The organism is Streptomyces triticisoli (assembly GCF_003270085.1).
Taxonomy (GTDB): Bacteria; Actinomycetota; Actinomycetes; order Streptomycetales; family Streptomycetaceae; genus Streptomyces; species Streptomyces triticisoli.
In genome coordinates this window covers 1-22,391 of record NZ_QFDQ01000024.1, presented here as the reverse complement: position 1 = coordinate 22,391, position 22,391 = coordinate 1, and the positions used below count along the sequence as shown (strand labels likewise).

At 72.3% G+C, this 22,391-nt stretch carries 15 protein-coding genes and 1 pseudogene; 11 read left to right on the top strand and 5 right to left on the bottom strand.

Annotated elements, in window-relative coordinates; translation table 11 throughout:
* Positions 1 to 240: 240 nt before the first annotated feature.
* The 5 genes from DEP02_RS04865 (at position 241) to DEP02_RS04845 (ending at position 7,421) form a co-directional block, all read left to right on the top strand.
* Complete coding sequence (locus DEP02_RS04865) at positions 241 to 1,392, top strand: Gfo/Idh/MocA family protein (protein WP_112466079.1); 1,152 nt, start codon at positions 241 to 243, stop codon at positions 1,390 to 1,392.
* A complete protein-coding gene (locus tag DEP02_RS04860; RefSeq protein ID WP_112466078.1) occupies positions 1,389 to 2,540 on the top strand; it encodes a dihydrodipicolinate synthase family protein in 1,152 nt (383 codons plus the stop codon). The genes DEP02_RS04865 and DEP02_RS04860 overlap by 4 nt, the downstream gene beginning before the upstream one ends.
* The gene (locus DEP02_RS04855) at positions 2,537 to 3,373 is read left to right on the top strand and encodes a sugar phosphate isomerase/epimerase family protein (protein ID WP_112466077.1); all 837 of its coding nucleotides are present in this window, start codon (positions 2,537 to 2,539) and stop codon (positions 3,371 to 3,373) included. Before DEP02_RS04860 ends, DEP02_RS04855 begins: the two co-directional genes overlap by 4 nt.
* 193 nt (positions 3,374 to 3,566) lie before the next feature.
* Positions 3,567 to 5,828: an SF1B family DNA helicase RecD2 gene (gene recD2, locus DEP02_RS04850; RefSeq protein WP_112466076.1), complete on the top strand. Its 2,262-nt coding sequence runs from the start codon at positions 3,567 to 3,569 to the stop codon at positions 5,826 to 5,828.
* Between the two features lie 303 nt (positions 5,829 to 6,131).
* Complete coding sequence (locus tag DEP02_RS04845) at positions 6,132 to 7,421, top strand: citrate synthase (RefSeq protein ID WP_112466075.1); 1,290 nt, start codon at positions 6,132 to 6,134, stop codon at positions 7,419 to 7,421.
* A gap of 646 nt (positions 7,422 to 8,067) precedes the next feature.
* Here the strand turns inward: DEP02_RS04845 and DEP02_RS04840 are convergent.
* Both DEP02_RS04840 and DEP02_RS04835 read right to left on the bottom strand, forming a co-directional pair.
* Positions 8,068 to 10,311: a heavy metal translocating P-type ATPase gene (locus DEP02_RS04840; RefSeq protein ID WP_232838964.1), complete on the bottom strand. Its 2,244-nt coding sequence runs from the start codon at positions 10,309 to 10,311 to the stop codon at positions 8,068 to 8,070.
* 86 nt (positions 10,312 to 10,397) lie between these two features.
* Positions 10,398 to 10,637, bottom strand: a complete 240-nt coding sequence (locus DEP02_RS04835; protein ID WP_112466073.1) for a heavy-metal-associated domain-containing protein — start codon at positions 10,635 to 10,637, stop codon at positions 10,398 to 10,400.
* Positions 10,638 to 10,966: 329 nt separating this feature from the next.
* Here DEP02_RS04835 and DEP02_RS04830 point away from each other — a divergent pair, with 329 nt between their 5' ends.
* Positions 10,967 to 12,010: a zinc-dependent alcohol dehydrogenase family protein gene (locus tag DEP02_RS04830; RefSeq protein ID WP_112466072.1), complete on the top strand. Its 1,044-nt coding sequence runs from the start codon at positions 10,967 to 10,969 to the stop codon at positions 12,008 to 12,010.
* A 25-nt stretch (positions 12,011 to 12,035) separates the two neighbouring features.
* On the opposite strand, the gene DEP02_RS04825 is transcribed toward DEP02_RS04830, so the two are convergent.
* The gene (locus tag DEP02_RS04825; RefSeq protein ID WP_112466096.1) at positions 12,036 to 12,236 is read right to left on the bottom strand and encodes a helix-turn-helix transcriptional regulator; all 201 of its coding nucleotides are present in this window, start codon (positions 12,234 to 12,236) and stop codon (positions 12,036 to 12,038) included.
* Between the two features lie 316 nt (positions 12,237 to 12,552).
* On the opposite strand from DEP02_RS04825, the pseudogene DEP02_RS35770 reads away from it, so the two are divergent.
* From DEP02_RS35770 to DEP02_RS04795, 5 genes and pseudogenes are all read left to right on the top strand, one after another.
* Positions 12,553 to 12,726 (top strand): annotated as a pseudogene (locus DEP02_RS35770) (5-deoxy-glucuronate isomerase); the annotation flags it as partial.
* A 308-nt stretch (positions 12,727 to 13,034) separates the two neighbouring features.
* The gene (gene mmsA / locus DEP02_RS04810) at positions 13,035 to 14,537 is read left to right on the top strand and encodes a CoA-acylating methylmalonate-semialdehyde dehydrogenase (protein ID WP_112466071.1); all 1,503 of its coding nucleotides are present in this window, start codon (positions 13,035 to 13,037) and stop codon (positions 14,535 to 14,537) included.
* 187 nt (positions 14,538 to 14,724) lie between these two features.
* A complete protein-coding gene (locus tag DEP02_RS04805; protein WP_198668283.1) occupies positions 14,725 to 17,376 on the top strand; it encodes an alpha/beta fold hydrolase in 2,652 nt (883 codons plus the stop codon).
* Complete coding sequence (locus DEP02_RS04800) at positions 17,373 to 18,236, top strand: ABC transporter permease (protein WP_112466070.1); 864 nt, start codon at positions 17,373 to 17,375, stop codon at positions 18,234 to 18,236. Before DEP02_RS04805 ends, DEP02_RS04800 begins: the two co-directional genes overlap by 4 nt.
* A gap of 155 nt (positions 18,237 to 18,391) precedes the next feature.
* Complete coding sequence (locus DEP02_RS04795) at positions 18,392 to 18,952, top strand: chaplin (protein WP_112466069.1); 561 nt, start codon at positions 18,392 to 18,394, stop codon at positions 18,950 to 18,952.
* Positions 18,953 to 19,548: 596 nt separating this feature from the next.
* Here DEP02_RS04795 and DEP02_RS04790 read toward each other — a convergent pair.
* Together DEP02_RS04790 and DEP02_RS04785 are read right to left on the bottom strand one after the other, a co-directional pair.
* A complete protein-coding gene (locus DEP02_RS04790; protein ID WP_112466094.1) occupies positions 19,549 to 20,811 on the bottom strand; it encodes an NAD(P)-binding domain-containing protein in 1,263 nt (420 codons plus the stop codon).
* A gap of 2 nt (positions 20,812 to 20,813) precedes the next feature.
* Complete coding sequence (locus DEP02_RS04785) at positions 20,814 to 22,118, bottom strand: carboxylate--amine ligase (RefSeq protein WP_112466068.1); 1,305 nt, start codon at positions 22,116 to 22,118, stop codon at positions 20,814 to 20,816.
* Between the last annotated feature and the right edge of the window lie 273 nt (positions 22,119 to 22,391).

Sequence of the window (22,391 nt, the reverse complement as noted above, 5' to 3'; positions counted from 1 at the left end):
TCCCTGTCCACAGCCCGCGGGGCCGCCGCCGGACACGGCGTGTCGTGCAGACCTTACGACCACTGGGTCCCCCCGTTCGTCCCCTCGAACAAACGCGTCCCTGGACGTGCTCTTGTCCAGACCGCCGTTCAGAGGCTAGCTTCTCTCTGTATAGAAAGCGCTTGCTGTACTGTTTACCAGCGATACCGCTGGGGCGTACGCGGCGCGTGGACCGCGTACGTTCGTACGAAGGGGACTGACGTGACACGCAAGACGGTGCGGATCGCCATGAACGGCGTGACCGGGCGCATGGGATACCGCCAGCACCTCGTCCGCTCCATTCTCGCCCTGCGCGAGCAGGGTGGACTCGACCTCGGCGACGGCACCGTGCTGTGGCCGGAACCCGTTCTGGTCGGCCGCCGCGAGCACGCCCTGAAGGCGCTCGCCGAGAAGCACGGCCTGGAGCACGTCTCCACGGACCTGGACGCGGTCCTCGCCGACCCGTCCGTCGACATCTACTTCGACGCCCAGGTCACCTCGGCCCGCGAGGAGGCGATCGGGAAAGCGATCTCCGCCGGCAAGCACATCTACACCGAGAAGCCCACCGCCACCGGCCTCGACGGTGCCCTGGAACTCGCGCGCCTGGCGCAGGCCGCCGGCATCAAGCACGGCGTCGTACAGGACAAGCTCTTCCTGCCGGGCCTGCTGAAGTTGAAGCGGCTGATCGACGGCGGCTTCTTCGGCCGGATCCTGTCCGTGCGCGGCGAGTTCGGCTACTGGGTCTTCGAGGGCGACTGGCAGGACGCCCAGCGTCCCTCCTGGAACTACCGTGCCGAGGACGGCGGCGGCATCGTCGTCGACATGTTCCCGCACTGGGAGTACGTGCTGCACGAGCTGTTCGGCCGGGTGAAGTCCGTCCAGGCGCTCACCGCCACCCACATCCCCCAGCGCTGGGACGAGCACGGCAAGCCCTACGACGCCACCGCCGACGACGCCGCCTACGGCGTCTTCGAGCTGGACGGCGGCGTGATCGCCCAGATCAACTCCTCCTGGGCGGTCCGCGTCAACCGCGACGAACTGGTCGAGTTCCAGGTGGACGGCACGGAAGGCTCCGCCGTCGCCGGCCTGCGCAACTGCCGTGTCCAGCACCGCAGCGCCACCCCCAAGCCGGTGTGGAACCCGGACATCCCCGCCACCGAGGTCTTCCGCGACCAGTGGCAGGAGGTGCCCGACAACGCCGACTTCGACAACGGCTTCAAGGCCCAGTGGGAGCTGTTCCTCAAGCACGTCTACGCCGACGCCCCCTACCACTGGGACCTGCTGGCCGGCGCCCGCGGCGTCCAGCTCGCCGAACTGGGCCTGCAGTCCTCGGCCGAGGGCCGCCGCATCGACGTACCGGAGATCTCACTGTGACCATCCGCCTACCGGACTTCAAGGGCGGTTTCAGGGCCTACGAACCCCGCACCGAGCCCCTCGCCGCCACCCCGGGCACCCCTTTCACCTCGCGTACGGTCTTCTCCGCGGCGCACGTCGTCGCGGACCCGTTCGCCGACGTGTCCCCCGACTCGCCCGCCGCCGTCGACTGGGACGCCACCCTCGCCTTCCGCCGCCACCTGTGGGCCCACGGGCTGGGCGTGGCCGAGGCCATGGACACCGCGCAGCGCGGCATGGGCCTGGACTGGGCGGGCGCGGCCGAGCTGATCCGCCGGTCGGCGGCCGAGGCGCGGGCCGTGGGCGGCCGTGTCGCCTGCGGCGTCGGAACCGACCAGATCACCGGCGGGTCGCTCGCGGACATCCGCGCGGCCTACGAGGAACAGCTCGCCCTGGTCGAGGAGTCCGGCGCCCAGGCGATCCTGATGGCCTCGCGCGCCCTCGCGGCCACCGCGCGCGGCCCGGAAGACTACCTGGAGGTCTACGGCCACCTGCTCCGCCAGGCCGCCGACCCGGTGATCCTGCACTGGCTCGGCCCCATGTTCGACCCGGCGCTGGAGGGCTACTGGGGCTCCGCCGACCTGGACGCGGCCACCGACACCTTCCTGGAGGTCATCGCCGCCCACCCCGACAAGGTCGACGGCGTGAAGATCTCCCTGCTGGACGCCCAGCGCGAGATCGACCTGCGCCGCCGCCTGCCGGGGGGCGTGCGCTGCTACACCGGCGACGACTTCAACTACCCCGAGCTGATCGCCGGTGACGAGCAGGGCCACAGCCACGCGCTGCTCGGCATCTTCGACCCCCTGGGCCCGCTGGCGGCCGAGGCGGTACGGGTCCTGGACACCGGGGACGTCAAGGGCTTCCGCGGCCTCCTCGACCCCACGGTCGAGCTGTCCCGGCACCTGTTCCAGGCTCCCACCCGCTTCTACAAGACCGGCGTGGTCCTCCTCGCCTGGCTCGCCGGGCACCAGTCGCACTTCACGATGGTCGGCGGCCTGCAGTCGGCCCGCTCCCTGCCGCACCTCGCCCGCGCCTACGAACTCGCCGACGGCCTCGGCCTGTTCCCGGACCCGGCCCTCGCCGAGGAGCGGATGAGGAACCTGCTGTCGCTGTACGGGGTGACCCCATGAGTACCGGTCTCGAACGCTTCTCCATCAACCAGATGACGGTGAAGCAGCTGTCCCTTCCCGAACTGGTGGAAGCCTGCGTGGAGCTGGGCGTACCCGGCGTGGGCCTGTGGCGCGAGCCGGTCCGGGCCCACGGCGTGGAGGCGGCGGCGAAGCTCGTCCGCGACGCGGGTCTGACGGTGACGACCCTGTGCCGGGGCGGCTTCCTCACGGCCACCGACCCGGCCGAGCGGTCGGCCGCCCTGGCCGACAACCGCCGCGCGGTCGACGAGGCCGCCGCCCTCGGCACCGACACCCTCGTCCTGGTCTCCGGCGGCCTCCCGGCCGGCTCGAAGGACCTGCACGGCGCGCGCGAACGCATCGCCGACGCCCTCGCCGAACTGGGCCCGTACGCTCGGAGCCACGGTGTGCGGCTCGCCATCGAGCCGCTGCATCCCATGTACGCTGCCGACCGCTGCGTGGTCTCCACCCTCGCCCAGGCCCTCGACCTGGCCGAACGCTTCCCCGCCCACCAGGTCGGCGTCACCGTCGACACGTACCACATCTGGTGGGACGACCGTGCCCCCGAGCAGATCGCCCGCGCGGGCGCGGCCGGCCGTATCCACACCTTCCAGCTCGCCGACTGGACCACCCCGCTGCCCGAGGGAGTCCTCAACGGCCGCGGCCAGATCGGCGACGGCGCGATCGACATGCGGGAGTGGAAGGGGTACGTGGAGGCGGCGGGATACACCGGCGCGATCGAAGTGGAGCTGTTCAACGACGGGTTGTGGGCGCGGAACGGACGGGAGGTGCTGGCGGAGACCGCGGCCCGGTTCGTGGAGCACGTGAGCCGGTGAGCGGGTGATCCGAGAAAAATCTTGCCGAGCCGTGCAACCCTTCCCGCGCTCAGTGTGTCGTAACTGGCGTCAGGACTCCTGGAGGGGGATCCGGGGGGATCGCGGGGGGTTCTGATACCGGAGGGGAAGCCGAGGGGGCCCGGTCGAGGACCGGGCCCCCTCGAATGTCACCGCCCGGCGGTACCGTCGCAGCATGAGCACGGAGGCGAATCGGGCGGGGCAGGCCGGGGCCGGGGAGCGGCGGACGGCCGTACTCGAAGGCGTCCTGGAGCGCATCACGTACGCCAACGAGGAGAACGGCTACACGGTCGCCCGGGTCGACACCGGCCGAGGCGCCGGTGACCTGCTCACGGTGGTGGGCGCGCTGCTCGGGGCCCAGGTGGGGGAGTCGCTGCGGATGGAGGGGCGCTGGGGGTCCCACCCGCAGTACGGCAAGCAGTTCCAGGTCGAGAACTACACGACCGTCCTGCCGGCCACCGTCCAGGGCATCCGCCGGTACCTCGGCTCCGGGCTGGTCAAGGGCATCGGGCCGGTCTTCGCCGACCGCATCACCCAGCACTTCGGGCTGGACACCCTGAGGATCATCGAGGAGGAGCCCGAGCGGCTCGTCGAGGTCCCCGGCCTCGGGCCCAAGCGGACGAAGAGGATCGCCGACGCCTGGGAGGAGCAGAAGGCGATCAAGGAGGTGATGCTGTTCCTGCAGACCGTGGACGTGTCCACCTCCATCGCGGTGCGGATCTACAAGAAGTACGGCGACGCCTCCATCTCCGTCGTGAAGAACCAGCCGTACCGGCTCGCCGCCGACGTCTGGGGCATCGGCTTCCTGACCGCCGACAAGATCGCCCAGTCCGTCGGGATCCCGCACGACAGCCCGGAGCGGGTCAAGGCGGGACTGCAGTACGCGCTGTCGCAGTCCGCCGACCAGGGTCACTGCTTCCTGCCCGAGGAGCGGCTGATCGCGGACGCGGTCAAGCTCCTCCAGGTCGACACCGGGCTCGTCATCGAGTGCCTCGCCGAGCTCGCGCAGCCCGCGGAGGACGGCGGCGACCCCGGGGTCGTGCGGGAGAAGGTGCCGGGGCACGACGGTGGTGAGCCGGTCACCGCGATCTACCTCGTGCCCTTCCACCGCGCCGAGCTCTCCCTGTCCGCCCAGCTGCTGCGCCTGCTGCGTACGGACGCCGACCGGATGCCGTCCTTCCGGGACGTGGCCTGGGACAGGGCGCTGAGCTGGCTCAAGGGCCGTACGGGGGCCGACCTCGCTCCCGAGCAGGAGGCGGCCGTGAAGCTGGCGCTGACCGAGAAGGTGGCCGTGCTGACCGGTGGCCCCGGGTGCGGCAAGTCCTTCACCGTGCGCTCGATCGTGGAGCTCGCCCGGGCGAAGAAGGCGAAGGTCGTGCTGGCCGCGCCCACCGGACGCGCCGCCAAGCGGCTGTCGGAGCTCACCGGCGCGGAGGCCTCCACCGTCCACCGCCTGCTGGAGCTCAAGCCCGGCGGGGATGCCGCGTACGACAGGGACCGGCCGCTCGACGCCGATCTCGTGGTCGTCGACGAGGCGTCCATGCTGGACCTGCTGCTGGCGAACAAGCTGGTCAAGGCCGTGCCCCCGGGCGCCCACCTGCTGTTCGTCGGGGACGTCGACCAGCTGCCCAGCGTCGGGGCCGGGGAGGTCCTCAGGGATCTGCTGGCCGATGCCGGCCCCATCCCCGCCGTCCGTCTCACGCGCGTGTTCCGCCAGGCCCAGCAGTCCGGTGTGGTGACCAACGCCCACCGGATCAACGCCGGGCAGCACCCGCTCACCGACGGCCTGAAGGACTTCTTCCTCTTCGTCGAGGACGACACGGAGGAGGCCGGCCGGCTCACCGTGGACGTGGCCGCGCGCCGCATCCCGGCCCGGTTCGGGCTCGACCCGCGCCGGGACGTGCAGGTGCTCGCGCCCATGCACCGCGGCCCGGCGGGCGCCGGCACGCTGAACGGCCTGCTCCAGCAGGCCATCACCCCGGGCAGGCCGGATCTGCCGGAAAAGCGGTTCGGCGGACGGGTTTTCCGCGTCGGGGACAAGGTCACTCAGATTCGCAACAATTACGAGAAGGGGGAGAACGGTGTCTTCAACGGCACCGTGGGCGTGGTCACCTCGCTCGACCCGGTCGACCAGCGTCTGACGGTGCGGACGGACGAGGACGAGGAGGTTCCGTACGAGTTCGACGAACTGGACGAACTGGCGCACGCGTACGCGGTGACCATCCACCGTTCACAGGGCAGTGAGTATCCCGCGGTGGTGATCCCGGTCACCACCGGTGCCTGGATGATGCTCCAGCGCAACCTGCTCTACACGGCGGTCACCCGGGCCAGGAAGCTGGTCGTCCTCGTCGGTTCGCGCAAGGCGATCGGCCAGGCGGTGCGCACGGTGTCGGCGGGACGGCGCTGTACGGCGCTGGACTTCCGGCTCGGCGGCTGACCTGCGGCCGGCCCGGTCCGGCGCCGGCCGACCGGCTCCGTGGTGGCTGGGAACCGCCGTTCACCGGGCCTGAACCCGCCTTCTGACGCTGCGTCACAAAAAATGATCGATCATACGAGTCGTAAAGGTCACACAGCACTTCCCGTGGCCGGAGTGAACGGGCAGGATGAGCAGATTGGCGGCACTGAGTGCCGCCAATGGGCCCAATGGTCGACCCCGAGTGCACTCTCCTGGGCCAAATGGGGGATGGTAGAGACAGTCAGGGCACCTCGAAGATGAGGCACTACGTCGGTGAGGGAAGACGTGAGCGACAACTCTGTAGTACTGCGGTACGACGGTGGCGAGTACACCTACCCGGTGGTCGACAGCACCGTCGGCGACAAGGGCTTCGACATCGGGAAGCTGCGCGCCCAGACCGGTCTGGTGACCCTGGACAGCGGTTACGGCAACACAGCCGCCTATAAATCCGCCATCACCTATCTCGACGGTGAGCAGGGCATCCTCCGGTACCGCGGCTACCCGATCGAGCAGCTGGCCGAGCGCTCCACCTTCCTGGAGGTGGCCTACCTGCTGATCAACGGCGAGCTGCCGACCGTCGACGAGCTCGCCGCCTTCAAGTACAGGGTCACGCAGCACACCCTGCTGCACGAGGACGTCAAGAACTTCTACACGGGCTTCCCGCGCGACGCCCACCCGATGGCGATGCTGTCGTCGGTGGTCTCGGCGCTGTCGACGTTCTACCAGGACAGCCACAACCCGTTCGACGAGACGCAGCGCACCCTCTCCACCATCCGCCTGCTCGCCAAGCTCCCGACGATCGCGGCGTACGCGTACAAGAAGTCGATCGGTCACCCGTTCGTCTACCCGCGCAACGACCTCGGTTACGTCGAGAACTTCCTGCGCATGACCTTCTCGGTCCCCGCCCAGGAGTACGAGCTGGACCCGGTCATCGTCTCCGCGCTGGACAAGCTGCTGATCCTGCACGCCGACCACGAGCAGAACTGCTCGACCTCCACGGTCCGCCTGGTCGGCTCCGCGCAGGCCAACATGTTCGCCTCGATCTCGGCCGGCATCAGCGCGCTGTGGGGCCCCCTGCACGGCGGCGCCAACCAGTCGGTGCTGGAGATGCTCGAGGGCATCCGCGACTCCGGCACCGACGTCGACACCTTCATCCGCAAGGTGAAGAACAGGGAGGACGGCGTCCGCCTGATGGGCTTCGGCCACCGGGTCTACAAGAACTTCGACCCGCGCGCCAAGATCATCAAGGCCGCCGCGCACGATGTGCTCTCCGCGCTGGGCAAGGAGGACGAGCTCCTCGACATCGCCCTGAAGCTGGAGGAGCACGCGCTGTCCGACGACTACTTCGTCGAGCGCAAGCTCTACCCGAACGTCGACTTCTACACCGGCCTGATCTACCGGGCCATGGGCTTCCCGACCGAGATGTTCACGGTCCTGTTCGCCCTGGGCCGGCTGCCGGGCTGGATCGCCCAGTGGCACGAGATGATCAAGGAGCCGGGCTCCCGCATCGGCCGCCCGCGCCAGATCTACACGGGCGTGGTCGAGCGCGACTTCGTTCCGGTCGAGGAGCGCTGACGCAGGCAGCCGTCGTCACCGGGCCCCGTATCCGAGCCTTCGGCGGACGCGGGGCCTCGTGCCGAGCGCCGAAGGCCGACCGCCGAAGAGGGCATGAAGAGGGCATGAGGAAAGCGGAAGGCGCCCCGGTGCGCCGGTCCCCCCACGGGCCGACGACCAGGGCGCCTTCCCATGCCCCGGTGCGGATTCCCCCCACGGGATCCGGCCGGGCGTTCATGAGGACCAGCGCCTGAATCGCTGTGAGCACAACGAGCAGAACTCGCCGCACTTCTGTATCGCAGTCGTACTGCCGGTGCGATCTGCCGGGACAGCGCACGCACGGGAGGGCCGCTCAAAGCTCCCCGCTGTACCTGCCCCGGCAACGCATCTCCGAGGAAGTCCCCCAAGACATCCCCGGATGCCGGTCGGCGCCCCCCAAGACGCTTCCCGACATGACATCGCCAACTTAGACCTTCGAACCCCTTCGATGGTTACGTTCACACCACTGTGATCTGCGTCTCTCGCATGTGTCCGTTGGGTACGCAAGGGCCCGGGTATGGCGAACGGGCCCCGGCGTAAGGATGATGCGCGAGCCTTGTGAAGAGCTTATGTGAGGCACGCGTCGGACTCTAGAGGGTCTCTTACTTCCGTCAGAAGTCGGATGTTCTCAACGGAACGTCCGCAGCCGCAGACTGTTCGTCACCACGAACACCGACGAGAACGCCATCGCCGCCCCCGCGATCATCGGGTTGAGCAGGCCGGCGGCGGCCAGCGGCAGCGCGGCCACGTTGTAGCCGAAGGCCCACACCAGGTTGCCCTTGATGGTGGTCAGCGTCCTCCGGGACAGCCGGATGGCGTCCGCGGCCACCCGCAGGTCGCCGCGGACCAGCGTCAGGTCGCCGGCCTCGATGGCGGCGTCCGTGCCGGTGCCCATCGCCAGGCCCAGGTCGGCGGTGGCGAGCGCGGCGGCGTCGTTGACGCCGTCGCCGACCATGGCCACGGTCCGCCCCTCGGCCTGCAGCCGCCGGACGGCCTCGACCTTGTCCTGCGGCAGCACCTCGGCGATCACGTCCTGGGGGTCGATCCCGACCGCCCGTGCCACGGTCTCGGCGACCGCGCGGTTGTCCCCGGTCAGCAGGACGGGCCGCAGCCCCAGCGCGCGCAGCTGCCGTACGGCCTGAGGGCTGGTCTCCTTGACCGCGTCGGCCACGGCGACGACACCTCGTGCCACCCCGTCCCAGCCGACGACGACCGCCGTACGGCCCTGACTCTCGGCCTCGCGGCGGGCGCGGGCCACCTCGTCCGGCAGCTCGGCGGTGAGGTCCACGAGCCGGCCCACGGCCACGTCGTGGCCCTCCACGCGCCCGCGTACGCCCCGCCCGGGGACGTTCTCGAAGTGCTCGACCGGGGGCAGCGGCCCCACCCGCTCCTCGGCGCCGGCGGCGACGGCCTTGGCGATCGGGTGCTCGGAGGCGTGCTCCAGGGCGCCCGCGAGACGCAGCAGCTGCTTCTCGTCGGTGCCCTCGGCGGCGTACACCTCCTGGAGGGTCATACGGCCCGTGGTGACCGTCCCGGTCTTGTCCAGGACGACGGTGTCGACGCGGCGGGTGGACTCCAGCACCTCGGGACCCTTGATCAGGATGCCGAGCTGGGCGCCCCGGCCGGTGCCGACCATCAGCGCGGTCGGTGTGGCCAGGCCCAGCGCGCACGGGCAGGCGATGATCAGCACCGCGACGGCCGCGGTGAAGGCCGCGGTCACGTCACCGGTGACGAACAGCCAGGTGAGCAGGGTGCCCAGGGCGATGACCAGGACCACCGGCACGAAGACCGCCGAGATCCGGTCGGCCAGCCGCTGCACCTCGGCCTTGCCGTTCTGCGCGTCCTCGACCAGCTGCGCCATGCGCGCGAGCTGGGTGTCCGCGCCGACGCGGGTGGCCTCGACGACCAGACGGCCGCCCGCGTTGACCGTGGCGCCCGTGACGGTGTCGCCGACGCCGACGTCCACCGGCACCGACTCGCCGGTCAGCATGGAGGCGTCGACCGCCGAGGTGCCCTCGACGACCGTGCCGTCGGTGGCGACCTTCTCGCCGGGCCGTACGACGAACCGGTCACCGACGGCCAGCGCCGACACCGGTATCCGCACCTCCGCCCCGCCCCGCAGCACGGCGACGTCCTTCGCGCCCAGCTCCATCAGCGCCCGCAGCGCGGCCCCCGCCCGCCGCTTGGAGCGGGCCTCCAGGTAGCGGCCGAGCACGATGAACGCGAGGACTCCGGCGGCGACCTCCAGGTAGATCGTGGAGGACGCGTCCATCCGGGAGACGGCGAAGCTGAACCCGTGGCGCATGCCGGGCATGCCCGCGTCACCGAGGAACAGCGCCCACAGCGACCAGCCGAACGCGGCGAGGGTGCCGATCGAGACGAGCGTGTCCATGGTGGCGGCGCCGTGCCGGGCGTTGGTCAGGGCAGCGCGGTGGAACGGCAGGCCGCCCCAGACGACGACCGGCGCGGCGAGGGTCAGCGAGAGCCACTGCCAGTTGTCGAACTGCAGGGCCGGGACCATGGCGAGCAGGACGACGGGAGCGGCGAGGAGTGCGGAAACGATCAGGCGCTGACGCAGGGAGACCAGTTCGGGGTCCTGGGGTTCCTGCTGCTCGGCAGGGTGTGCTTCCGGTTCCGGCCGAGGCCGCGGGGGCTCCTCGGCGGTGTAGCCCGTCTTCACCACGGTGGCGATCAGGTCGGCGACGGATACCCCTGCCGGGTAGGTGACCCTGGCCTTCTCCGTGGCGTAGTTGACCGTCGCGGTGACGCCGTCCATGCGGTTGAGCTTCTTCTCGACGCGGGCCGCGCAGGATGCGCAGGTCATCCCGCCGACGAGCAGCTCGACCTCGGAGAGGTCCGGCCGGTCGGTCATGGGCGTCTGTGTGGCGGCGGGGGTGTTCATCCGTGGAACTCCAGACGGCGGACGGGGGGAAGGGGGAGTGATGTGGACGGTTTTCGTCAGGCCGTGCCGACGAGCTCGAAGCCGGCCTCGTCCACGGCGGCGCGCACCGCCTCCTCGTCGAGCGGGGCCGCCGAGACGACGGTGACCTCGCCGCTGGAGGCGACGGCCTTCACCGAGCTGACGCCGGGCAGCTCGGAGAGTTCGGCGGAGACGGAACCCTCGCAGTGTCCGCAGCTCATCCCGCTCACCTTGTAGACGGTGGTGACGGTGTCCGGGGTGCCGGTCCGGTCGGTCATGTCGTACTCCTCGGTCGTGGTGCATGTCGTGGTGGATGGGGTGCACGGGGCCCGCGGGGGCCTCGCGCACATTCAACACTATACCCCTAGGGGGTATTCCTCCAAGGGTCCCTGACCCGGGTGGCGCCGCCCTCGGCACCCTCGTGGGCGAGTATCAACGCCGGGCCGTTCCGTGCGCGCCCGTGCCCGGTGAACCGTGCCGGCGGTGGCGGGGCAGGGCCGCGCCCCGGGGCCGGGCGCCGCGTATTGGGGCCGCGTACTACGGTTCCGCCGGAAGCGGTCGGAAGCGGTGAGCCGCGGGCAGACCCCGGCGGAAGGCGAGGCGGCGGATGCGGGCTGTGGTGTTCGAGCGGTACGGGGAGCCGGCCGAGGTGCGCGAGGTCGCCGACCCGCGGCCCGCCGAGCACGGGGTGGTGGTGCGGGTCGAGGCGACCGGCCTGTGCCGCAGCGACTGGCACGGCTGGCAGGGCCACGACCCCGACATCACCCTGCCGCACGTGCCGGGACACGAACTCGCCGGGACCGTGGAGGAAGTGGGCCCGCGGGTGACCCGCTGGCTCCCCGGAGACCGGGTCACGGTGCCCTTCGTCTGCGCCTGCGGCACCTGCCCCGCCTGCGCGGCCGGCGACCAGCAGGTGTGCGAGCGGCAGACCCAGCCGGGCTTCACGCACTGGGGCTCCTTCGCCCAGTACGTGGCGCTCGACCACGCCGACGTGAACCTGGTCGCCGTGCCCGACGGACTGTCCTCCGCGACGGCGGCCTCGCTCGGCTGCCGGTTCGCCACGGCGTTCCGCGCGGTGGTCCAGCAGGGCCGGGTCGCCGCCGGCGAGTGGGTCGCCGTGCACGGCTGCGGGGGCGTGGGCCTGTCGGCGGTGATGATCGCGGCGGCGGCCGGGGCCAGAGTGGTCGCGGTGGACGTGTCCGCCCGGGCCCTGGAACTGGCGCGGAAGTCCGGCGCCGAGCAGTGCGTGGACGCCACCGGTGTGCGGGACACCGCGGAACGGGTGCGCGAGGTGACCGGCGGCGGCGCCCACCTCTCGCTCGACGCGCTCGGCTCGCCCGCCACCTGCGCGGCCTCGGTGAACGGTCTGCGTCGCCGGGGCCGCCATGTCCAGGTCGGCCTGCTGCCCTCCCCGACGGGCACCACCCCGGTGCCCATGGCGCGCGCGGTCGCCCTGGAGCTGGAACTTCTGGGCAGCCACGGCATGGCCGCGCACGCCTACCCGCGGATGCTCCAGCTGGTGGAGGCCGGTGTGCTGCGGCCCGACCTGCTGGTGACGTCCGCCATCCCCCTGGCGGCCGCCCCGGACGCGCTCGCGGCGATGGGGACGGCACCGGGGTCCGGGGTCACGGTCATCGAGCCGTGGAGCTGATCCGGTCCGGGACGGGGGCGGGGCCTCAGTCGGCTCTGCGGCCGCGGTTGCCGGGCCGGGCGGCGACCCAGGCGCGGACCGTGTCGGCGTACCAGTAGGGCTTGCCGCCCTCCACGTGGTCGGGCGGCGGCAGCAGCCCGTGCTTGCGGTAGGACCGCACGGTGTCCGGCTGCACCCGGATGTGCGCCGCGATCTCCTTGTACGACCAGAGCCTTAGGTCGGTCATGACGCGTACCTCCCCGCGCACGCCACGGCGGCGGCCGGGGAGGCCGTCGGGGGAGCCGGGCGCAGCGCTGGTGATCATCAAGCCTGTGCTCGGTCAACGACGCTCCGTGCGCACCGGCAAGCGCCTGTCGGCCGGATGTGACCGAGGGCACACGTGCGTGCGACATGTGTGACGCGGCAGAGGTCTTTGTGACACATCCGAGGCAATCCCCCTCACTTTCGTCCGAATGTCCGGACAAACCATTGACAGGGCCCGGTACCGGCACTACAACCGGTAGAGGCAGCCGGTGGACGGGACGGTACGGACACCCGGCGCCATGGAGGACGAAGAGTTTCCCATCCCGGGCAGCGAGGGCACTTTGGGTGAAGATCCCACGCGTCTTCGCGGCGCCCGGGCACTGATCGCCTCCGGCGCGGGAGGCCGCTTCGCCCTGGCAGGAGCGAAGTGCGAGCGTCGACTCCCCGCCCGCTACGGCCCCGCGCCGGAGGTCTCCGACAGATCCCCGACATCCCCGCCGGAAGCGGCGGGGCGGCAGGCGGCCCCGCACCACCGCTGTGGAATCCGCCTGCCTGCGGAATCCGCGCCGCCCCCGCGGCGAGGCGCGCGCGGCGACACTCCCACATGTGTCTACGTGGACACGGAAACCGCAGACACAGTGTCGGGCGCGCTCGACGCGCGACGCTGGTGGGATGGACATGTGACCGGGACCGCGACCCGACCGTCGGGGGCCCGGGCACATGAGCTGTACGAACGGCAGGTCTCGACCCGACGCCGCCATCTGTGAAGGAGTAACCGGGCATGACGAAGATCGTCAACCACTGGATCGGCGGGAAGACCGTCGAAGGCGCCTCGGGGACGTACGGGCCGGTCACGGACCCGGCGACCGGCGCGGTCACCACGAAGGTCGCGTTCGCCTCCGTGGAGGAGGTGGACGCCGCGGTCGCCGCGGCCAAGGACGCCTACGCCACCTGGGGGCAGTCCTCGCTGGCCCAGCGGACCTCGATCCTGTTCAAGTTCCGCGCGCTGCTGGACGCCCACCGCGACGAGATCGCCGAGCTGATCACCGCCGAGCACGGCAAGGTGCACTCCGACGCGCTCGGCGAGGTCGCGCGCGGCCTGGAGATCGTCGACCTGGCCTGCGGCATCAACGTGCAGCTCAAGGGCGAGCTGTCCACCCAGGTCGCCACCCGCGTGGACGTGGCCTCGATCCGGCAGCCGCTGGGCGTGGTCGCCGGCATCACGCCGTTCAACTTCCCGGCGATGGTCCCGATGTGGATGTTCCCCGTCGCCATCGCCTGCGGCAACACCTTCGTGCTCAAGCCCAGCGAGAAGGACCCCTCGGCCTCCCTCCGCATCGCCGAGCTGCTGGCCGAGGCCGGGCTGCCCGACGGTGTGTTCAACGTCGTGCACGGCGACAAGGTGGCCGTCAACCGGCTCCTGGAGCACCCGGACGTCAAGGCGGTCTCCTTCGTCGGCTCCACCCCGATCGCCCGCCACATCCACACCACGGCCTCCGCGAACGGCAAGCGTGTGCAGGCCCTGGGCGGCGCCAAGAACCACATGCTGGTCCTGCCGGACGCCGACCTGGACGCCGCCGCCGACGCCGCCGTCTCGGCCGCGTACGGCTCGGCGGGCGAGCGCTGCATGGCCATCTCGGCCGTCGTGGCGGTCGGCGCGATCGGCGACGAGCTGGTGGAGAAGATCCGCGAGCGCGCCGAGAAGATCAAGATCGGCCCCGGCAACGACCCGGCCTCCGAGATGGGCCCGCTGATCACCGCCGCCCACCGCGACAAGGTCGCCTCCTACGTGAAGGGCGCGGCCGACGAGGGCTGCGAGGTGGTCCTGGACGGCACCGGCCACACCGTGGAGGGTTTCGAGGACGGCCACTGGATCGGCATCTCGCTGCTCGACCGGGTGCCGACCACCGCCAAGGCGTACCAGGACGAGATCTTCGGCCCGGTGCTGTGCGTGCTGCGCGTGGACACCTACGAGGAGGGCGTGGCCCTCATCAACGCCTCGCCGTTCGGCAACGGCACCGCGATCTTCACCCGGGACGGCGGCGCCGCCCGCCGCTTCCAGCTGGAGATCGAGGCCGGCATGGTCGGCGTCAACGTGCCGATCCCGGTGCCGGTGGGCTACCACTCCTTCGGCGGCTGGAAGGACTCCCTCTTCGGCGACCACCACATCTACGGCAACGACGGCACCCACTTCTACACCCGCGGCAAGGTGATCACCACCCGCTGGCCGGACCCGTCCGAGACCCCGGCAGGCGTGGACCTGGGCTTCCCGCGCAACCACTGATGCGATGAAGGGGCGGGGCCGCCCGGTGTCCGGACGGCCCCGTGCGCACTGCGGATGCCGTACGGGCCGGGCCGGGCGTGTACCACGGCCGCGGTATGCCGTGGCGGGCCCGTACTCCCGGGGGAGGGGGGCGGGGTCGGTCCGGCGGGGGCATCGGTCGTCGGTCGTGGCCCGTACCGTTGAGGACATGGATCTTCGACTGCCCGGACCGCGTGGGCTGCTGCGGAGGCCCCGGCGGCTGCTGGCCGCCGGGGCCGCCGTCGTCGTGCTCGCCGGTGCCGGTACGTGGGCGGTGGCCGCCTCCGACGACCCGCCCCCGGTGCACCGCGCCGACCGGGTCATGGCCATGGGCGACGGGGTGCGGATCGACACCTCGTACTTCACCCCGGACACCGCCGGCCGGCACCCCGCCGTGCTGATCGGGCACGGCTTCGGCGGCAGCAAGGACGACGTACGGCAGCAGGCGGAGGACCTCGCCCGGGACGGGTACGCGGTGCTGACCTGGTCGGCACGCGGCTTCGGCGGGTCCACCGGGAGGATCGGGCTGAACGATCCCGAGGCCGAGGTCGCCGACGTCTCGAAGCTGATCGACTGGCTGGCGAAGCGGCCCGAGGTCGAGCTGGACAGGCCCGGCGACCCGCGCGTGGGCGTGACCGGCGCCTCCTACGGCGGCGCGATCTCCCTGCTCGCCGCCGGACACGACGACCGGGTGGACGCCATCGCCCCGGCGATCACGTACTGGAACCTCGCGGACGCCCTGTTCCCGAACGGCGTCCTCAAGAAACTGTGGGCGGGCTGGTTCATCAGCGCGGGCGGCGGCTGTGCGAAGTTCGAGCCCGCGCTGTGCCGGATGTACGAGCGGGTCGCCGAGTCCGGGAAGCCGGACGCCGAGGCGCGCGGGATGCTTCGGCAGCGCTCGCCGTCCGCCGTCGCCGACCGCATCAAGGTGCCGGCGCTGCTGGTGCAGGGCCAGTCCGACTCGCTCTTCCCGCTCGGCCAGGCCGATGCCGCCGCGAAGGCGATCCGGGCGAACGGCGCACCGGTCGACATCGACTGGATCGCCGGCGGCCACGACGGCGGCGACGCGGAGACCGGCCGGGTGCAGGCGCGCGTGAAGACCTGGTTCGACCGCCACCTCAAGGACGACAGGGCCGCCGACACCGGGCCCGCCTTCCGCGTCACCCGCACCGGAGGCGTCGACTCCACCGACGGCAGGGCCGTGCTGCGCGGCGCGAGCGGCAGCGCGTATCCGGGGCTGGAGAGCGGGCAGCGGTCCATCGCCCTGAGCGGAGGAGAGCGGCGCTTCGAGAACCCGGCGGGGGCCAACCCGCCCGCCGTGTCCTCGCTGCCCGGCCTCGGCGGCTCCGGCCCACTGGCTCAGCTGTCCTCGCTCGGCGCCGGCGTGTCGCTGGACTTCCCCGGCCAGTACGCGAAGTTCGACTCCGCGCCCCTCGGCAGTGACCTGCGCATCACCGGGTCGCCGACGGTGACCGTCCACGTCACGTCGACGAGCGAGGACGCGGTGCTCTTCGCCAAGGTGTACGACGTCGGGCCGGGCGAGGCGCGTCCGGTGCTGCCCGCCCAGCTGGTGAGCCCCGTGCGCGTCGAGGGCGCCAAGGCCGGCAAGGACGTCACCCTCACCCTCCCGGCGATCGACCACGAGGTGCGCAAGGGCCACCGGCTCCGCCTGCTCCTCGCCTCCACCGACCTCGGCTACGCCTCCCCGACCGCCCCGGCCACGTACACCGTCACCCCCAAGAGCGATCTGAAGGTGCCGACCGCGCCCGGTGTGACCACCGCGGCGGCTCCGCTGCCCGCGTGGGTGTGGTGGCTGCCGCTCGCCGGCGCGGTGGTGGCGCTCGTGCTGCTGCTGACCGCCCGCCGCCGCACGGCCGCGCCCGCCCCCGACCCGGAGCTCGCCGACGTCCCGCTGGTGATCACCGGCCTGAGCAAGCGGTACGCGAAGTCCGCGGACAGGTATGCCGTACGGGACCTGTCCTTCCGCGTGGAGAAGGGCCAGGTGCTCGGCCTGCTCGGGCCGAACGGCGCCGGCAAGACGACCACCCTGCGCATGCTGATGGGCCTGATCCGGCCGGACGGCGGCGAGATCCGCGTGTTCGGCCACGCCATCCGGCCCGGCGCGCCCGTGCTGTCGCGGGTCGGCGCCTTCGTCGAGGGCGCCGGCTTCCTGCCCCACCTGTCCGGCCGGGAGAACCTGGAGCTGTACTGGCGGGCCACCGGCCGCCCGGCCGAGGACGCCCACCTGGACGAGGCCCTGGAGATCGCCGGTCTCGGCGACGCCCTGGCCCGCGCGGTGCGCACCTACTCGCAGGGCATGCGTCAGCGCCTGGCGATCGCCCAGGCCATGCTGGGCCTGCCGGACCTGCTCATCCTGGACGAACCGGCCAACGGCCTCGACCCGCCCCAGATCCGCGAGATGCGCGAGGTGATGATCCGCTACGCGGCCGGCGGCCGTACGGTGATCGTCTCCAGCCATCTGCTCTCCGAGGTCGAGCAGTCCTGCACGCACCTGGTGGTGATGGACCGCGGACGACTGGTGCAGGCCGGTGAGGTCGGCGAGATCGTCGGCTCCGGGGACACCCTGCTGGTCGGCACCGCCGCGCCCGTGGCGGAGCCGGTCGTGGAGAAGGTCGCCGGGCTGCCGGACGTGGCCTCGGCGACACGGACCGAGGGCGGCCTGCTGGTCCGGCTGGAGCCCGGCGGCACGGCGCAGGACCTGGTCGTGGACCTGGTGCGGCTGGAGGTGCCGGTCTCCTCGGTCGGCCCGCACCGCCGGCTGGAAGACGCCTTCCTCACCCTGATCGGAGGTTCCGCATGAGCACGCTCGCCCAGAGCACCGAGGCCGCTGCCGGCTACCGGGCGGGCCGCACCCTGCCCCTGCGGGTCGAGCTGATACGGCAACTGAAGCGGCGCCGCACGCTGGTCATGGGCGGCATCCTGGCCGCGCTGCCCTTCGTGCTGGCCGCCGCCTTCGCGATCGGCGGCGACCCGGCAGGGCGCGGCAACCGGGTGACGCTGATGGACGCGGCCACCGCGTCCGGCGCCAACTTCGCGGCGGTGAACCTGTTCGTGTCGGCGGGATTCCTGCTGGTGATCCCGGTGGCGCTGTTCTGCGGGGACACGGTCGCCTCCGAGGCGAGCTGGTCCTCCCTGCGCTATCTGCTCGCCGCGCCCGTGCCGCGGGCCCGGCTGCTGTGGTCCAAGCTGGTCGTCGGGCTCGGGCTGAGCCTGGCCGCGATGGTGCTGCTGCCGGTCGTGGCGCTCGCCGTCGGCACGGCCGTCTACGGCTGGGGTCCGCTGCGGATACCCACCGGCGGCGCGCTGGACGCGGGGACCGCCGTCCAGCGGCTGGTGGTGGTCGTGGCGTACGTCTTCGTGTCGCAGCTGGTCACCGCGGGCCTGGCGTTCTGGCTGTCGACCAGGACGGACGCGCCGCTGGGCGCGGTGGGCGGGGCGGTCGGGCTGACCATCGTGGGCAACGTCCTGGACGCGGTCACGGCTCTGGGGCACTGGCGCGACTTCCTGCCCGCGCACTGGCAGTTCGCCTGGGCCGACGCCCTGCAGCCGCGCCCCGAGTGGTCCGGGATGATCCAGGGCGCGGCGGTCTCCGTCGCCTACGCGCTGGTGCTGTTCGCCCTGGCCTTCCGCTCCTTCGCCCGCAAGGACGTGGTGTCCTGACCTGGTTGCGCGGTCCAACCGGGTGAACTCCCGACACCAATGCGCACGCATCGGGTTGATGAAGCAGGAGGGCACGCGGCGCTACGGGAAACGTACGTGCCCCCGCCCGACAGGGCCCGGCTTTCCCGATTCGTCGAGCAAGGAAGACAAGCACATTGCGACAGACACTGAGCAGGGGAGTGGCCGCGGCAGCCGCCACCACGGGCATTCTGTCCCTGTACGGCGGCTCCGCCCTCGCCGACACGTCCACGACAGGAACCGCCAAGGATTCTCACGGCGTGCTGTCCGGGAACACCGTGCAGGTGCCGGTCGATGTGCCGGTGAACGTGTGCGGCAACGCCGTCGGTGTGCTCGCGGGGCTGAGCGGCGCGTTCGACAACACCTGTGTCAACGCCTCGGACCGAACGGAGGTCCGGACGCCCAAGCCCTCTCCCAGTGAGTCCGAGGAGTGCACCGACGAGTGCGAGGACGCTCCGCCGGTCACCGGCGCTCCCACCCCGCCGGCCCCGCGCACCAGCGAGCCGCCGCGTCCCACGGCTCCGCCCACGCGGACCGACCGGACGCCGCCTCCGGCCGCCGGTGAGCAGCCCGGTGAGCCGCCGCAGCTGGCCGAGACCGGCGGAAAGGCCCTGCTGGCAGCCTCGGCCGCCAGCGCCGCACTGGTCATGGGCGGGACGATGCTGTACCGCCGCGGCCGGGCCACCTCCCCCCGGTAGCCGCCGCCGGGTGCCGGACATGACCCGTCCGGCACCCGCGCTCGCCTCGCACCGAGCCCGCAGCGACGGTCCCCTGTACGGGCCATGGCGGTGGGTCCCGGTGCGGGCGGCCGGGCGGGAGCCGTGCGTCAGCCGTGCGTCGGCGCCGGCGACGGCGACCGGCCGGCACTTGACCCCGCGAGGTCCGGGCCCGCGCCACCCGGACCTCTGCGGTCCACCGAGCAGGGCAGTCCGAGCCGGTCCGGGAGCGAGCCGTCGCACGGCCGCGTCGGCGGCGGGTCCCGGCGCGGGCGGCCGGGCGGGAGCCCTGCGTCGGCCGTGCGCCGGCGAAGGCTGCCCGCCCGGCACCTGGATCCCGCGGGGTCCGGGTTTGCGCCACCCGGACCTGCGCGGTTTGCCGAGCGGGTGCCTTGCGTCAGCCGCGTATCGGCGACGGCGACCGGCTCGGCACCCGCGCTGCACCGGGGTCGGCCAGGGACGGTTCGGACCGGCGGGATCTGCCGCACAAGGCAGCCGTGGCCGGTCCGGTCATGGGCCGCCGTACGCGTCGTGCCGACGATGGAGCCGATCCCGGGTGGTGGGGCGAGGCGCCCGCGTCAGCCGTGTACCGGGGACGGTGAGCTGCTGCGGCTGCCGCCCGGTACGGGGATCGTTCCGCCGGTCGGGGTCGTCCTGAGGCGGCGGCGTACCCCGCGGACGAGGGTCGCCGCCGTGAAGGGCGCGCCCTGGACGAAGCGCATGGCCGGGCCGAAGCCGGAGGCGGTCATCAGGCCCGCGAGGAACAGGCCGGGGTGGGAGGACTCGAAGTCGCGTCCGACCTCCGGGGAGCCGTCGGGCAGGGTCGCCAGCGTCGCGCGCAGACCGGCGGAGAGCATCGCGATCCGGTCGCAGCGCGCCTTGAACCCCGTGGCGGCGATGACGTGTTCGGTCTCCAGGGTGCGCGTGGCGCCCTCGCGGCTCACCGTGCCCAGCCGCAGGCCGCCCGGCACCGCATGGGCCGCGGTGACCTCGTGGCCCGTCAGCACTTCCACCGCGCCCTCCACCCGGTTCCGCACCCACCAGGCGCCCGCCGGACCCAGCGCCGTGGTCGCGATCCGTGCCCGGGTCTGCTCCGGCAGCCGCCGGTAGAGGTCGGGACGCTCGGAGTAGAACCAGTTCCGCCAGCCGGGACCCAGGCCGCTGTGCGGGGAGCGGACCGACTGCCACCAGGGCCGCTCCCAGGGCGGCGGCACGTCGTTCCACACCAGCCGGCCTGCCCGGGCCAGCACACGCACGCGTGTGCCCTGTTCGGCGAGGAGTGCCGCGGTCTCCAGCGCCGCCTGGCCACCGCCGATCACCGTGACGTCCTTGCCGCGGAACTGGTCGAGGTCGCCGTGGTCGCTGCTGTGCGACACCAGCGAGGAGTGCAGTCCGCGCAGTGCCCGCGGTACCTCGACGAACGGCATCACACCGACCGCCAGCGCCACCGTGCGCGCGTGCACCGTCTCCCCGTCCTCGGTGACCGCCGTGAAGCCGCCCGGCCCGGACGTCACCCGGGCCACCTGGCGCTCGTCCACCTCCGGCACGGCGTGGCGCGCGAACCACAGGCCGTACGCGGCGAAGTGCTCCACCGAGATCGGCTCGGCGTGACGCGCCGTCAGACCGTGTTCGGCGCAGTACGCGTCCAGGCGCCAACGCCCCTTCGGGTCGGACAGGTTCGACGCCCACGGCTCGGACTTCAGCAGCATGCCGCGGGGCATGTGGTCCCGCCAGGAGGCCATGGGCCGGCCGAACACGCGCAGGTTCAGCCCCGCGGAAGCGGCGTGGGACGCGATCGACAGACCGTACGGTCCCGCGCCCACCACTACAAGGTCGTACATCATCAACTGCTCGCTTTCTCGTTGTCGCTCACAGAGGGAAGGGAGGGAAGGGAGGGAAGGGAAGAGGGGGAAGGTGAGGAGAGGGGGCCGGTGGCCGCCCGGGGAGCCGGGCGCGGCGCCGGAAGCGTCGCCGTGGCGCCCAGCCGCTGCCGCAGCCGACGGGACACATGACGGCACCACAGGCCCCACATGGCCCACCCGGGAGCGCGGTCGTCCCGGGCGTACCAGGCCAGTTCGCGGCCCCCCGGCGCCGCACGCAGCGCGGCGAGCGGCGCGTAGTTCTCCACCACGAACGCCCGCCCGACCCTCGGGGCCCCGTCCGGCAGGGCACGGCCCGTCAGGTCCAGGTGCAGGGCGCGTACGACGTCCAGTTCCGCGCTGTCCGCGAAGAGCCGGAACTGGGCGCCGGGGCGCGGGTTGAAGTCGAGCAGGTGGTAGCGGCCCGTCGCCCCGCAGCGGCGGAAGTCGAGGTCGAAGATGCCGCGGTAGCCCAGCTCGCCGGTGAGCCGCTCGGCCGGCGCCCGCACCTCGGGGTTGGCCGTCCAGCGGCCCACCGCGGTCAGCCCCGCGCTGCGCGGCCAGGCCAGCTGCTTGCGGCCGGCCCCGCCCGCGCGCACCGTGCCCGAACGGTCGGCGTAGCCGTGGAAGAACCAGTCGCGGTCCGGCCCCGGCGGCAGATACGCCTGCAGCAGCAGCCGGCTGCCCGCCTCCTCGGTGCGCAGGTACAGCTCCCGGGCCTGCTGCTCGGAGCGCACCAGCACCGTGCTGCGCAGGTCGCTGCCGGCGGGCAGCAGCCAGGGCCGGCTCCACTTGGCCACCAGCGGCAGTCCGAGCCGGCGCGTGTCCGCCGCGGCCTGCGCCGGACTGTCCGGGATCAGCGTCACCGGGTGCGGGACGTCCGCCGAGGCGCACACGGCGGCCAGCTCCGCCTTGTCGGCGACGCGTTCGGGCAACGTGCCCGGCATCTCGGGCAGCAGATAGGAAGGGGCGAGTACGTCCCGCATCCGGCTCGCGGCAATCGCGCTCGCGTCGTCCAGCGGGACCAGCACGGCGGGACGCGCGACCCGGTCGGCCACACGGCGCAGCACGGCGGCGATGTCGTCGGCGGACGCCCCCGGAAGCGGCGGGGGATGCACCTCGCGTACGTAACGCGAGGCGTGGACGGGGCTTTCCGCCGCGTCGGCGACGAGATGCACATCCACTCCCGCCCTGCCGAGCGAGCGCACGGCACCCAGCGTTCCGTGGTGAAAGGGATTCCGGTCGATCCGCAGCAGAACCGCGGGGACACGGGTGTCGAGCAACGGCACGAATTTCCTCTTTCTTTGGATCGGCTCACCCGCACGGGCGAGAGAGGCACTCGAAAGCCGCGACGGCGGTGGCGCCAGGGGCTTTCCTGTGCGTGACTTCATGTGACGGTCCGTCAATATCGGGAAACAGGACGAAAGACCGGACCGGAGCGAAGAAAGGAACAGGCATGACCCCAGAGCACAAACGGGCCCGGGTCCGCCGGCTGGCCGTGGGCGCGGCGGCGGTCGCCGGGCTGGCCACCCTGGCGGCCGGCCCGGCGGCGGGCGTGGAGG

Bases quoted from the DNA above. Each gene is read 5' to 3' on its own strand.
- DEP02_RS04855 (WP_112466077.1), top strand. From the start codon at position 2,537: ATGAGTACCGGTCTCGAACGCTTCTCCATCAACCAGATGACGGTGAAG.
- recD2 (WP_112466076.1), top strand. From the start codon at position 3,567: ATGAGCACGGAGGCGAATCGGGCGGGGCAGGCCGGGGCCGGGGAGCGG.
- DEP02_RS04840 (WP_232838964.1), bottom strand. From the start codon at position 10,311: ATGACCGACCGGCCGGACCTCTCCGAGGTCGAGCTGCTCGTCGGCGGG.
- DEP02_RS04835 (WP_112466073.1), bottom strand. From the start codon at position 10,637: ATGACCGACCGGACCGGCACCCCGGACACCGTCACCACCGTCTACAAG.
- DEP02_RS04830 (WP_112466072.1), top strand. From the start codon at position 10,967: ATGCGGGCTGTGGTGTTCGAGCGGTACGGGGAGCCGGCCGAGGTGCGC.
- DEP02_RS04825 (WP_112466096.1), bottom strand. From the start codon at position 12,236: ATGACCGACCTAAGGCTCTGGTCGTACAAGGAGATCGCGGCGCACATC.
- mmsA (WP_112466071.1), top strand. From the start codon at position 13,035: ATGACGAAGATCGTCAACCACTGGATCGGCGGGAAGACCGTCGAAGGC.
- DEP02_RS04805 (WP_198668283.1), top strand. From the start codon at position 14,725: ATGGATCTTCGACTGCCCGGACCGCGTGGGCTGCTGCGGAGGCCCCGG.
- DEP02_RS04800 (WP_112466070.1), top strand. From the start codon at position 17,373: ATGAGCACGCTCGCCCAGAGCACCGAGGCCGCTGCCGGCTACCGGGCG.
- DEP02_RS04790 (WP_112466094.1), bottom strand. From the start codon at position 20,811: ATGTACGACCTTGTAGTGGTGGGCGCGGGACCGTACGGTCTGTCGATC.